Source organism: Loktanella salsilacus (assembly GCF_900114485.1).
Taxonomy (GTDB): domain Bacteria; phylum Pseudomonadota; class Alphaproteobacteria; order Rhodobacterales; family Rhodobacteraceae; genus Loktanella; species Loktanella salsilacus.
Window position 1 is genome coordinate 13,194 of record NZ_FOTF01000027.1, and the last position, 11,892, is coordinate 25,085.

The following is an 11,892-nucleotide window of genomic DNA, read 5'->3' on the forward strand; positions in this document are numbered from 1 at the left end:
GTCATTCATCATCGTTCTTTCTTACAAGGTTTTTCGGGAGTTTCCCCACGCGCAAGCGTTCGACACTCACGCATGGGCGACCTAAATGGCTCAGTTATTGCCCATCATTCCATGACCTGCGCCCTGCACACCGTCCTGCTGCTCGCTCATGTGGCTCTGCATCATCGCGGCCATTGCCGTCATTTCGTCTGCCGTCACCTGCGCGTCGCCGTCCGGATCGTGCATCTGAAACGCGCGGACGGTCATCGGCCTCGTGTGAGCAGCGTGCATCACCGCGAACTCATCAAGTGAAAGCGTGCCATTGGCGTCAGCATCATAAGTCTTGAGTTCGGCTTGAATGCCAGTGCTCACTTCTTCAGGGCTGAGAGTGCCGTCCTCATTGGTATCGAATTTGGTCATGGCGTAGGTATCGGCCCCACTCATCATCATACCCATACCATTACCCATCATGCCGCCATGGTCGTGCATCATGTCCATGTTTGCGCCCATCATATCTCCTCGATCACCCATCATCGCGCCCTGCTGCATCGGGTTTTGATGTGCAGCCACCGGCAGTGCAACAACGGTAAGTCCAAGCGCAGTAATAGCTGTAAGGACAACGTTTTTAGAGTTTTCCATATTTTCTCTCCTGGATTGGGTCGGCATGACGCCGAGAGAAAAACCATAGTTTATCCAAACCCTTCTACGTTGACATGGATCAAGCATTTCGGGCGCAGATGAGGCCTTCACGGACACGTGTTTACCTGTTTTCTGTTTTAAATTAGGGCCCCTGCCCCGCCCTTTGGGCATGTCACCGCGCTTCTCAGGCTCCAGCCGGCAGATCGGCCATCGCCCGCAACGTCCCGACCCATCCTTCCTGTCCGAATGGCCCGCGCCCTGTCTCTTTGAGCCAGTGCGCAAACCTTCGGCCATGGTCGTCCTGGGCCGTGCCGATGCGCCCTTGCGGGTCACGATCGCATGGGGCGCGGCGCGGGGTTCGCGCAAGCGCGATACGCCACTGCGCCGCTCAGGAAAAAAGAAAGAAAGAAGGGGACCGCTGGTCCCCCACCGCAACCCTGAAATACGGCACCCAAAGCGGTGTCCCCGTCCTTCCTACGCCTGCGGCTTTGTGCAGGCCGGGTGATCCCCCTCCCCTTTGGCTTTGATTTCAGCATTGCGGCGGCACCCCCCCTGCCCTCGCCGGGAGGCAGGTTTTCAGGAGAGGGGCGCGCTTCGCGCTTCCTCGCCAGAAACCCCGCTCCCATTTTCGGCATCAAGACCGGAAACGCAGCACCACCACAAAGGACTAAACCATGACCGAAGTGACCACCTTGTCGGCAGAAGATCAGGCCGAGATTGACCGCACTGCAAAGATCGCAGAGCAAAATGACCTTTTCCGCATAACTTGGGGCGCAGACCCCAGCGTTCAGGGCCAGATCGTCGTGACGCAAGGCGTATCCGCCCTGTCCGTGATTGCGCAAATGCGGATCATGGGAGCCGTGAAGGGATTTGCGACCTTCACTGAGGACAATGACCCTTACGGCGATCACACCTTTGGCGCTTTTGAAGTGACCGACGAGGGTAAGGCGATCCTGCTTTTCTGGAAGATCGACCTTTACGACACTGACTACACCTTTGGCAGTGACACCCCAGAGGACACCGACGCGACCCGCCGCGTTCTGACCATCATGCAGCGCAGCGAATACTAGAGCCGTTCAAACGGCCAGCCGCGCCCACCGAGGCGCGGCACCCAAACCCTTCACCACATATCAAGGATCAAAACCATGAACGTAGATCGCAAAACCATCGCAGTCACAGACGCGCAAATCCCTTTCGCTGACCTCTATCTGTCGGACCTCAACCCGCGCAGCATCGTGAACGATGAAGCCATTGAACTGCTGGCCGCAAACATCCGCAAACTTGGCCTTATCCAGAACCCCGCAGGTTTGCGCGATGCAGACGGCAAAGTCGCCATTGTGGCAGGTGGACGCCGTTACCGCGCCCTTGCGATGTTGCAGGACGAGGAACGGTTTCAGACCGTGACCGTTCGCATGGCCCCCGATCAGGCGACGGCCGAGTTTTGGGCGACGAGCGAGAACGCGCAGCGCGAAGACCTGCACCCCGCCGACGAAATCCGCGATTTTGGCATGATGAACGAGCGCGGCGTGAAGGTCGCAGACATTGCCGTTGCTTATGGCGTGACGGAGAAGCACGTTTATCGCCGCTTGGCCCTGTCAAACTTGCCCGCCCCTGTTCTGGACGCATTGAAGGCAGGAACCGTTAGCCTGTCCCATGCTGCGGCTTTCACAGTGAGCAACGATGAAGCTCTGACCTTGGAGGTTCTGGCGTCTCATTTGGAGCGCGTAGCCCAAGGCTGGGGCGGCCTTAGCGAACACATGATTAAGTCGCGCCTGAAGCCCAACAACGTGAAAGGCACAGACCGCCGCGCCGTGTTTGTGGGGCTGGACGACTATAAGGCCGCAGGAGGCCGCGTAGGTGCCGATCTGTTTGAGGACGTCACCACCTTTGACGATCCAGCCATTTTGGACCAGGTTTTCGCCGCAAAGCTGACCCAGACAGCCAACGACTATCCCGCCGCCCATGGCTGGAAATGGGCCGAGGCAACCACCGAACCCTACATCGGCTATGATTTTGCCAAGAGCCAAACCCTTGGCAAACTCTATGCCATTGAAGGTGAATTGACCGAGGCAGAGGCGGAGCGTTGGGACGAACTGGCCGAACTAGCAGACGCCGAGGCTTTGGACGAAGAAGGCACCGCCGAAATGGACGCCTTGCAGAAGAAGATGGACGGCGATTTTACCGACCTGCAGCGGGCGCTATCTGGCGTTGTGCTTTTTGTTGCGACCAATGGCACCGTGTCGCTTGAAAGCGGCTTTATCCGTTCCGAAGATATGGCCGCAGCCGTTGAAGCTGGATTTGTAGAGCCGTCCCGCCATGCCGAAGCAAACGCGACCCCGAAGCCTGCAATCTCTGAAACGCTAGGCCGTGATCTGGACCGGATCAGCACAGGCGCACGTCAAAATGCGATGCTTGATGATCCTAAATTGGCCCTCCACCTACTGGCGTTCCAGCTATGCGGAAAGATGGGATACGACACCGCGTTTAGCCTGCGCAAAGACGAGGCGCCAAATGTCCCGGCCACCGAAACTGGCTATGTGCTGGACAAGCGCCTGACCGTTGCGGACGCCGACAACCGCAGCCCGTTCGACCGTGACCACGCCGCCGAATTTGCCAAGTTTCGCAAGCGGGGCGATGCAAAGATCATGGACCTGCTGAACCGCTATCTGGTCAGTCAGTTGAGCATCAGAAACGCCGACCTTGGCGCGATGATCGACAAGCTAACAGCCAAGCGCACCCGCGACACCTTCACACCAACCGCCGAGAACTTCTTTGGCCGCGTGAACGGCGCTTACCTCAATGACCTATGGAGCGATCTTTTGGGATTGGCCGCAGACCACCCCACCGTGACCACGTTCGAGAAGTTGAAGAAGGGCGAGAAGGCTTTGAGACTAGAATGCCTGTTTGCCGATCCAGCAACACGCACGGCCCTTGGCCTGTCCGAAGACCAGACCTGTCGCATCAACGCATGGCTACCCGAAGGCATGGCCTGACCAGACCGCAGGGCGGACACGCGCCATGCACCATCCTTTGACCGGAGACAGCTTCTTGCTGATGTTAGATGAATTGAAAGACGATGAAGTCTTGCGCCGCATGGCAGATAGCTGCCCCGTCCTAAATTCAGAACTTTTTTAGAGGCAGGGCCGGTGCAACCCTAGATAGGTGTTGCACCACTGGCCCGCAGATATGAGTCTGTCCCTAATTTCCCCGATTTCCTTGTGGCGAGGAATCAACTGGCCTCGCTTTATGCGAGGCCTTTTTTCTTTGCGTGGATGCTTTGGGCAGAGGTGGAGTGATGCCCGCTTGGCCCAGGTCTTCGCCCTCGCCCAAGCGGCCTTGCGCTATTCGCGCAGAACGCGCTTCGCGCGGCGCATAACTCAATCTTAGCTTTGAGGTGGAACGGGTAAACTTGCGCCCGCGTCACGCAACAGCGCATCGAGCCGCCCTTGAGCAAAACGCGCCAGCGCGTCAGCATCGTTTGCAGCATCAACGGAATTGCGCTGTAGAAGATCCGGTTTGGCTTGCGCCAGCCAAAAGGATTTAACCGGATATTGCATCACTGACACCACCCTAATCTTTTCCCGCCGTTGTAGCGCCGCGCCAAACCTTCAGAGACTAAGGTGTCAGCCACATCGAGTTGCTGCACAATCAGGCGGGCAAGCCCGCGATCATATCTGTCCCGCCCCGGCAGCACGACCAAATCGACACGCTGCGCATCTCTCAAAAGATCGCGCAACCGCGAAGTCGCGGCGCGGCCAAGGGCCAGCTCGTAGTCGCATTGTGGCCGATAGGTTTCTGGCGTGTCGAAGCCGACAAGCCTAAACCGATCGCCTTTGCGTCGATGGTGTCGCCGTCTATGACATAGATCAAAGACGCGGAAATTAGTTCCGCGGCTGCGGGCAGCGGACAAAGCAGGACACAGATAGCGAGGGGCCTAAACATTCGTCACGCCTTTTCAGGTGATCTGGTGCTGCCACCTTTCTATCACAGCGGGTCTTATTATGAATCCACAAATAGGCGCGGCATGGCCTCTGCCATGCCCTTTCAGGGTGCGACTGCCCTTGAAGCGGAAGCCGTCAAACCGCCTCTCGACAACTGCTTGACAGGAGACACACGGGTATCAGATAGAAGCGGAACATAACAAGAACAACAGAGGAGTCGCGGATGCCCCTTCATCCCATCGAAGCCCCGATTTTAGCCGACAAACATATCATTGGCATGCCTGCTATGCGGGCCAGCGCAGGGTTTCCGTCCCCCGCAGGTGATGATCTCGAAGACGAGATTGACCCCATCGCTTGGGTTGTGAGGCACCCCGCATCAACCTTTTGGTGGCGCGTAGAAGGCGACTGCCTATGGGATGTCGGCATTCGGGACGGTGACATCATTGCTGTCGATCGCGCAGGCAAGCGGCGGCTGGGACGTGCTGTTTTGGCTGTGGTTGAGGGTGCGGTGACGGCGAAGATACTGCGCAAGCGGGATGGCAGATACTACCTGGCACCGGCTAACAGCCGGGAGTCCTATCCAGACATAGAGTTGACTGAGGACAGCGAGATTTGGGGAGTCATTGCCGGCATCGTGCGCCGGTATGATCTAGAGTGATCCGGCCAATCGCGATCAGCGATAGCGCCAACTTCTACGTCAACGCCAACTTCTACGTCAGCGCCGAGCGGATTTTCGACCCAACGCTGAAGAATGTCCCTGTTATCGTGCTGTCTAACAACGACGGGTGCGCCGTTGCCCGTAGCGATGAAGCTAAAGCGTTGGGCATAAAGATGGGTGAACCGCTTCACTTAATCCGCAATAAGGTTGAAGCGCACGGCATCCGTGTTTTTTCGTCAAATTATACCTTGTATGGCGACATAAGCCGCCGCGTGGTGGAGGTGTATGAAGACTACTCGCCCACGGTCGAAATCTATTCGATTGATGAGTGTTTTCTAGACTTCACCGGGTTTAGGGATCGCACAGCACATGCAAAATCCCTGCGCCGCGAAGTGCTGCGGCGGATCGGCGTTCCGGTCAGGGTAGGCATTGCTCCAACGAAAACCTTGGCAAAGTGTGCGAACGACATTGCCAAGAAGAACCCGATTTTCGCAGGTGTGCTCGATATGATGGATGAATCGCTTGCCAACTGGCTACTGCCGCTTGTGCCCGTCGGTGACATTTGGGGGATCGGGCGAAAGACGCAAGCAAAGCTGGAAGGCATCGGTATAGGGACCGCTGCTGAATTGCGGGACATGCCACTTCGGCAAGCCCGCGCTCTTGGAACTGTCGTGCTGGAACGCACGGTTTTAGAGCTTCAGGGTGAGCCCTGTATTGCATTTGATGACGTGGAACCGCAGCGCAAAGGCATGGCGGTCACGCGGTCATCTGGCAAGCCGATGAAGGACTTCGATACGCTTTTCCAAGCGATCACAGCCCACGCGACACGCGCCGCCGAAAAACTGCGACAGCACGGTTTAGTGGCCGGAAACCTCACTGTGTTTTTCCATACGAACCGCCACCGTCAGGATCGTCCGCAATACGCTGGCTCGAAATCAACAAGGCTGACGCGAATGTCTTCGGACACTTTCGATCTTGTCGGCGCCGCCAAACGCTGTGCGTTAGCCGCTTGGCCCAAGATCGGTGCGGAATCGTATGGGTTTACGAAGGCAGGCATCATGCTCGATGATCTTTTGCCCTACGATGAAAGGCCGCTGACCCTGTTTGATATGCAGCGAGATCAATCACCAACCCTGATGCAAGCCTTGGACGAGGTGAACGGACGGTTTGGCAAAAAGACGATAGTTTTAGCCAGTGAAGGAATGAAGCGGTCATGGCAGCTTCGATCAGATCACCACAGCCCGCGATACACGACGAGATTGAGTGATTTGCCAGTGGTCAGATAAGTGAATGGCATGATCTTCCCGTTGGCAGTTTTGCCGAAAGCGGCACGAACATTCCGACCGGATATTGCACCTATTGCGCACCAAAATAAGCGCAACACAAAGCGCAGTTTAAGGCGATTAAATCGCCTTAAACCCCTTATTTGTTTGGATTTTTGGCGGTTTATGCTAGATTCAACCTTAAGTAATACAGCCAGAAAGGCCGCTTAAATGTCCATTGTTCCAGCATCCATCCAAGCGGTTTGGCACAGCGCCCAGCTGCTGATCGCATTTCACAAAAACAAGGATAAAACCAAGCGGGACGTACCGTATTTCTGGCGTCCAAAGGAGGCGTTTGCCCGCTTGGCCGCGAAGCCAGAAGATCAAGAGGCGGTTGTCGTCATGCGTGCCGCTGATGCTGAAGGTTCAGATGTGCAGATCAAGATGCACTCAGATAAAATCGTGATTCGCCGCGACCGTGATCTAGGTTGGTCTGGTCTCATTATAGACGATCACCAGATTCAGATTAAGGTGGACGGCACCGTGATCCGCATTGATCCAGACGGCGGCGTTGTGGTCGAGCGGGACTCGCAAAAGACCCACCTTGAAGGCACCGGTGAAATTTTCCGCTTTACGCCTGACACAAAGATCGTTGTGTCGGCGGACGGCGGACGCATGTCGCGCGAAACCGATGTTACCTTTGACGGCTTTACGCCAGACGGCGTAATTTCACGACGTAAGTAATGGCCTATGACTAGGCTGTAGTTTTTTTAACGATTTCAATTTTTTAGGATATAAATTTGGACTCCTTTTTTTACAAAGCGAAAACGGAGATTTTGATGGTGTCTTATCTACGAGGTCACGGCGGTTCTGAAATGTCGCGCTTCACCCGCCGCTTGATTGCAAGGTCGGAGCTACACCGCGCTTGGCTTCTAGGTTCGCTTGGATACGTTGAAGAAGGTGGCGTGACCTACGGCCCCTGCAATACATATCCCGGCATCACCTTTGAACCTGACGACACCGACGAGGCGCAGCAGGTAATACCTGACGACGTTTTCCCCACCTACCCCGCGCAGCTTTAGTCACCGCCTCGATCTTTCGCCAGCGACCACGATATTTGCATACCGTAGACAACAGTTTTGACCCTCGCGCCGCACTTGGCACAGCGAGCGACACGCCTAACATCGTTAATCGTTTGGCACTTCATTTCTATGGCATCAGCAACACGAACCGCCACTGCCTTGCCACAGGTATATTTCAGCCAAAGAGTGTGATCTGGAATTTGCACGAGGTCAGTCATGCCGCGAACATTTCGCGCAATGGTAGGCCGTCAACTCAGGCACCAGCTTGGCCGCGATCATAGCAAAAATGGGCCGCGCATAGCGCGGCGGGCTGAGCGGAGGCGCTACCTCGCCCCTCGCACTGCCTAGATATTTTCTTGTTTCTTGATCTAAACCGCGAACGCCAAAAGCGCCGAGGCAAACAGCTTTGAGTGCAGCTTTGCTGCCCACTCGAGTTCTGTTTTTATGGTGTCGCAGGATTCATTTTTGGCAAGGTTGGCGAAGATCCGTTGAATCTGATCTGCCTGACCCGACAGCGATCCGGCGTTACCGGTCGGCGTGTTCGCGGCTGCGACCATGAACACACTCAAAACTTGCGTTCCAGTGTGCAGCCATTTGCGCGTACCTTGAGCGCGAGCGATCCGATCCTGCGATGCAAAGGTCAGCGCCGCGCTGCGCAGTGCCGCTTCGGCATCACTTTCATCATCGAGGCCACCCGCCAGACGGGCTTGGACAATCCAGCGATCCATGCGGATACGGAGGTCTTTCTTAAGCATCGACAGCCTCTTTCTGCACATTTTTGGGTTGATCGTTTTCTATCATAGAACCGCTGATCTGTGAATCCGAAATCATGAAGGTTATGGCCCCTGCCACCCCCCTCGGGGTGTCACCGCGCTTCTCAGGCTACAGCCAGCAGACCGGCTTTCGCCCGCAACGTCCCGTCTCATCCTCCCTGTCCGAATGGCCCGCGCCCTGTCTCTCTGAGCCAGCGCACAAACCTTCGGCCATGGTCGTCCTGGGCCGTGCCGATGCGCCCTTGCGGGTAACGATCGCATGGGGCGCGGCGCGAGGTTCGGGCAAGCCGAACGCCGCTGCGCCGCTAAGGAAAAAAGAAAGAAAGAAGGGGACCGCTGGTCCCCCACCGCAACAAGAAAATACGGCGCGTCCTGCGGGGCCGTGTCCTCGCCTTCGGCTGCGGGCCGCACCACCCCCTTGTCCGCTTGATTTTCCAGTTGCGGCGGCACCCCCCCCCTGCCCTCGCCGGGAGGCAGGCTTTCAGGAGAGGGGCGCGCTTCGCGCGTCCTCTCCTGAAACCCCGCTCCGATTTTCGGCATCAAGACCGGAAACGCGGCACCACCACAAAGGACCGAAGATCATGGCTAAAGCTCGTTTGGACATTCACCAGCACGTCACTGATACCATCATCGCACAGATCGAGGCAGGCACCCCGCCTTGGCGCAAGCCGTGGACAGGTGGCACAGTTGGCGCTTGCCTGCCCGTTCGTCACAATGGCGAAGGCTACCGCGGAATCAACGTGCTGATGCTTTGGGCAGCGGCGTCCGAGCGTGGCTATTCATCCGAACGCTGGATGACTTTTAATCAGGCGCAGAAGCTTGGCGGGACCGTAAAGGAGGGCGAAAAATGCGCCCGCAGCGTTTTCTATGGCACCTTTGAAAAGAAGGACGGCGAGCAGCGCGACGGCGGCAACGAAGGCGAAGGCAAAGCGCGGATCGCCTTTGCAAAGGCGAACAACGTCTTTAACGCGGATCAGATCGAAGGCTTGCCCGCTGAATACTGCATTCAGCCTGACCCCGCCCGCGATCTAGGCACCCAGGCAGACCCAGCCCTAGAGGCATTTTTTGCCAGCATTGGCGTGGATATTGTCACCACTGACAATCCCCGCGCCTACTACCGCCCCGCAACAGATCAGGTTCACATGCCACCCGTTGCTACTTTCACCAATGCCGCCCGCTACTATGGCGTTTTGGCTCACGAAATCACGCACTGGACCAGAGCAGAAAAGCGGCTCGACCGTCTGAAAAAGTTTGGCACTAAATCCGCTTATGCGCAGGAGGAACTTGTGGCCGAGATAGGGGCCTGTTTTTTGGCCGTTCACCTTGGCGTTGAACCAGAATTTGACCAGAGCGCAGCCTATATCGAAGGTTGGTTGGCGGCGTTGAAATCTGACAAAGGGCTGATTTTCAAAGCCGCGGCGGAAGCACAAAAGGCCGTGGATTTTGTTCTTGCGGCAGCCGACGCCAACACCATCGCAGAGGACGGCCGCGCCGCCGCGTGAAACTAGTTCCTGACAGTCTGAACCATCTTGAACCCCGGCCTAAATGGTTGGGGTTTTTGGGTGCCTGCGTGAGGATAGGTGACGCGGCACGGCGACGAGCTGCGCCCGCCCCCTGCGCCGCCTGTTCTTCTAGCGGGTTCCCGCTGAAAAAAGACAGCCTGACGGCCAGCACCTTCGGCCCGGCGTCAGGCCGCGTTGGATCCCTTCAATGCGATGTTACAAGGAGACAGCATTGCAAGGGGTTCGTCATTGTCCGTCATGAACTGTCTCAATACAGTGAAGGGCATAGCGAAATCGGGTCTGGTTCAGTTCACTTTAGAGGCGTCTGCCGCATTGGAGCCTCATGCCAAGTATTGAGCGCCCCCAATTGTCACCACTTTCGTGCCAGCATCACCAGCTAATGCAGCACGGAGAACATGATCGACAAGACACGCGAACTTAGCTTTCGAATTGAAAGGAATGGGCCTGCGCACGAGATCACGCGTCCCGTAGCAAATCCTGTACGACAGAAGGCTTCTTTGCGATCAGGGCCAACAAAACTTGTGCTGGACCCGTGGGGTGTCTGCGCCCATGCTCCCAGTTCAGCAGCGTGCCCTTTGCCACACCAATGCTCCTGGCGAATTCGGCCTGTGAAAGACCGGTCTTCTGGCGCACCTCAGCTACGTCAACTTCGGCAACCGAAACCTCATGCACCTTGGCGTGAGAAATCTCTCCATTCGCAAAGGCCAGCGCCTCTTGTAGGCCTTTGGACAGGGAATCGAAAGCACTCATGTTGCGTCTCCATACTTTGCGACGAGCGCTCTGCTCATCTCTACCGCTGCGGCCTGCTCCGTCTTTGACAAATTGGCCTTTTCGTTCTTGGCAAAGACCGTGATCAGGAAGATTGGCATGTGGGCTCCGCCAAACACATATATCGTCCTGTAACCGCCGCTCTTTCCGCCCCCTTCTCTTGGGATGCGAACCTTGCGAAGCCCGCCGCCAAGGGACACGCCAGCCTCCGGGTTGGCCGCAATGAAATTAATTGCGAATTCCCGTTCGAGTTCGGACATGATTGCCTTGGCGCGTTTCTGAAATTCAGGCAGTTCAACCACAGTCTGCAATCGTGTCATCGTTGTTCACCATATATGCTTCACCGACATATGTGTCAATGACGTATAGACGAAGGTCATTGGGCGCAAGCCAGCAAAAGACCGGCATTGCTGGATCTGCGTCTGCCCTGTTGGCAATCGCAGCGACATACGTATTGAAGACTGCAAAGAGACAAAGCGCTGCAATCCACACGGTGATCGGAAGCCCTGCTTTGCTCTCTCCCGTTTTTAGAAAGGCAGATGCGGAAATCGCCGACATCGGGTTTATCGACCGAGCCGTAGGGGCAGGTCATGTCGCCCTTGGCCGGTCTCCTCTGCCTGGTCAGGAATAAATTGATCGGCTCCGCCAAACGAAACCGGTAGCCTTCATCTGCGATCTCGGCCGCGGTCTCGCCGCCGGGGAACAGGCGCTCAGATGCGCCGTAGATCTGGGCGACCTATTGGGCCTAGAAGCGCAGCGTCTTGCCGTGATCGGGACCAAGCGTCTGCCGGAGCGCGTTCATCATCCATATGTCTGACCTCATCACACTTCCATGTCGTAATAATTGCGACCTCATGCGAAAAAGAAGCCCATTTTTTGGGAGGCCATCTCGACATGCGTGCGCTTGCGTAACGCTAAAGCGCCTGAAGTCGTCGGAATTGAGTAGAGCGTTCCGGTGAAGTGGAGAATCGTGGCAACCACAATCCAAAACCCGTTTCGTCCCAATCTATCGTCAAACGCGTTACTTGCTTGTACAGGCGGACATTCAAATCAAAGTTCCAGAAATTGAACAAACGACGCCTGTGGACAACCTGTGGATAGAATTATTGCATAAAATCAACTTGCTAAGTTGCATGGCTCATGCACTGCATGAAGGCAGATAGCAGGTTTGGACTGTTTTTTTTCGAGATGAGCCGTGTCGGGGCGAAAATTTTTCTTGAGTTCGTCAAGGTGGGCAGTCATAGCTGTAACGCAATACGACACAAGA

General features: G+C 56.2%; 13 protein-coding genes. 7 read left to right on the top strand and 6 right to left on the bottom strand.

Going from position 1 to position 11,892, the window contains the following annotated elements; translation table 11 throughout:
- Positions 1-90: 90 nt before the first annotated feature.
- On the bottom strand, positions 91-618 hold the full coding sequence (locus tag BM131_RS17000) for an EF-hand domain-containing protein (protein WP_139222675.1): 528 nt from the start codon (positions 616-618) through the stop codon (positions 91-93).
- Between the two features lie 674 nt (positions 619-1,292).
- On the opposite strand from BM131_RS17000, the gene BM131_RS17005 reads away from it, so the two are divergent.
- Together BM131_RS17005 and BM131_RS17010 are read left to right on the top strand one after the other, a co-directional pair.
- Positions 1,293-1,688 (top strand): DUF3768 domain-containing protein, encoded by a 396-nt coding sequence (locus tag BM131_RS17005; protein ID WP_090191383.1) that lies wholly within the window; start codon positions 1,293-1,295, stop codon positions 1,686-1,688.
- A gap of 75 nt (positions 1,689-1,763) precedes the next feature.
- On the top strand, positions 1,764-3,611 hold the full coding sequence (locus tag BM131_RS17010) for a ParB/RepB/Spo0J family partition protein (RefSeq protein WP_090191384.1): 1,848 nt from the start codon (positions 1,764-1,766) through the stop codon (positions 3,609-3,611).
- Between the two features lie 390 nt (positions 3,612-4,001).
- Here BM131_RS17010 and BM131_RS20320 read toward each other — a convergent pair whose 3' ends face one another.
- Positions 4,002-4,175 (bottom strand): hypothetical protein, encoded by a 174-nt coding sequence (locus BM131_RS20320; RefSeq protein WP_175499419.1) that lies wholly within the window; start codon positions 4,173-4,175, stop codon positions 4,002-4,004.
- The gene (locus BM131_RS20770) at positions 4,175-4,528 is read right to left on the bottom strand and encodes a thermonuclease family protein (RefSeq protein WP_175499421.1); all 354 of its coding nucleotides are present in this window, start codon (positions 4,526-4,528) and stop codon (positions 4,175-4,177) included. The genes BM131_RS20320 and BM131_RS20770 overlap by 1 nt, the downstream gene beginning before the upstream one ends.
- A gap of 308 nt (positions 4,529-4,836) precedes the next feature.
- Between BM131_RS20770 and BM131_RS17020 the strand changes: the two genes are divergently transcribed.
- From BM131_RS17020 to BM131_RS17035, 4 genes are all read left to right on the top strand, one after another.
- Positions 4,837-5,217, top strand: a complete 381-nt coding sequence (locus tag BM131_RS17020; protein ID WP_425434317.1) for a LexA family protein — start codon at positions 4,837-4,839, stop codon at positions 5,215-5,217.
- Positions 5,214-6,503, top strand: a complete 1,290-nt coding sequence (locus tag BM131_RS17025; RefSeq protein ID WP_090191388.1) for a Y-family DNA polymerase — start codon at positions 5,214-5,216, stop codon at positions 6,501-6,503. The genes BM131_RS17020 and BM131_RS17025 overlap by 4 nt, the downstream gene beginning before the upstream one ends.
- A gap of 207 nt (positions 6,504-6,710) precedes the next feature.
- On the top strand, positions 6,711-7,223 hold the full coding sequence (locus BM131_RS17030) for a hypothetical protein (protein ID WP_090191390.1): 513 nt from the start codon (positions 6,711-6,713) through the stop codon (positions 7,221-7,223).
- Positions 7,224-7,318: 95 nt separating this feature from the next.
- Positions 7,319-7,561, top strand: coding sequence for a hypothetical protein (locus BM131_RS17035; protein ID WP_139222676.1), 243 nt, complete (start codon positions 7,319-7,321; stop codon positions 7,559-7,561).
- Between the two features lie 368 nt (positions 7,562-7,929).
- Here BM131_RS17035 and BM131_RS17045 read toward each other — a convergent pair whose 3' ends face one another.
- Positions 7,930-8,316, bottom strand: coding sequence for a hypothetical protein (locus BM131_RS17045; RefSeq protein ID WP_090191395.1), 387 nt, complete (start codon positions 8,314-8,316; stop codon positions 7,930-7,932).
- A 599-nt stretch (positions 8,317-8,915) separates the two neighbouring features.
- On the opposite strand from BM131_RS17045, the gene BM131_RS17050 reads away from it, so the two are divergent.
- Positions 8,916-9,836 carry an ArdC family protein gene (locus BM131_RS17050; RefSeq protein ID WP_090191397.1) on the top strand — a complete coding sequence of 307 codons (921 nt, stop codon included), beginning with the start codon at positions 8,916-8,918 and terminating at the stop codon, positions 9,834-9,836.
- 477 nt (positions 9,837-10,313) lie between these two features.
- On the opposite strand, the gene BM131_RS17055 is transcribed toward BM131_RS17050, so the two are convergent.
- Together BM131_RS17055 and BM131_RS17060 are read right to left on the bottom strand one after the other, a co-directional pair.
- Positions 10,314-10,607 carry a helix-turn-helix domain-containing protein gene (locus BM131_RS17055; protein ID WP_090191398.1) on the bottom strand — a complete coding sequence of 98 codons (294 nt, stop codon included), beginning with the start codon at positions 10,605-10,607 and terminating at the stop codon, positions 10,314-10,316.
- Complete coding sequence (locus tag BM131_RS17060; protein ID WP_090191400.1) at positions 10,604-10,945, bottom strand: type II toxin-antitoxin system RelE/ParE family toxin; 342 nt, start codon at positions 10,943-10,945, stop codon at positions 10,604-10,606. The genes BM131_RS17055 and BM131_RS17060 overlap by 4 nt, the downstream gene beginning before the upstream one ends.
- Between the last annotated feature and the right edge of the window lie 947 nt (positions 10,946-11,892).

Excerpts from the sequence above, each read along its gene's own strand:
- BM131_RS17005 (WP_090191383.1), top strand. The coding sequence starts at position 1,293 with ATGACCGAAGTGACCACCTTGTCGGCAGAAGATCAGGCCGAGATTGAC.
- BM131_RS17010 (WP_090191384.1), top strand. The coding sequence starts at position 1,764 with ATGAACGTAGATCGCAAAACCATCGCAGTCACAGACGCGCAAATCCCT.
- BM131_RS17050 (WP_090191397.1), top strand. The coding sequence starts at position 8,916 with ATGGCTAAAGCTCGTTTGGACATTCACCAGCACGTCACTGATACCATC.
- BM131_RS17020 (WP_425434317.1), top strand. The coding sequence starts at position 4,837 with ATGCCTGCTATGCGGGCCAGCGCAGGGTTTCCGTCCCCCGCAGGTGAT.
- BM131_RS17060 (WP_090191400.1), bottom strand. The coding sequence starts at position 10,945 with ATGACACGATTGCAGACTGTGGTTGAACTGCCTGAATTTCAGAAACGC.
- BM131_RS17000 (WP_139222675.1), bottom strand. The coding sequence starts at position 618 with ATGGAAAACTCTAAAAACGTTGTCCTTACAGCTATTACTGCGCTTGGA.
- BM131_RS17055 (WP_090191398.1), bottom strand. The coding sequence starts at position 10,607 with ATGAGTGCTTTCGATTCCCTGTCCAAAGGCCTACAAGAGGCGCTGGCC.
- BM131_RS17035 (WP_139222676.1), top strand. The coding sequence starts at position 7,319 with ATGGTGTCTTATCTACGAGGTCACGGCGGTTCTGAAATGTCGCGCTTC.
- BM131_RS20320 (WP_175499419.1), bottom strand. The coding sequence starts at position 4,175 with ATGCAATATCCGGTTAAATCCTTTTGGCTGGCGCAAGCCAAACCGGAT.
- BM131_RS17045 (WP_090191395.1), bottom strand. The coding sequence starts at position 8,316 with ATGCTTAAGAAAGACCTCCGTATCCGCATGGATCGCTGGATTGTCCAA.
- BM131_RS17030 (WP_090191390.1), top strand. The coding sequence starts at position 6,711 with ATGTCCATTGTTCCAGCATCCATCCAAGCGGTTTGGCACAGCGCCCAG.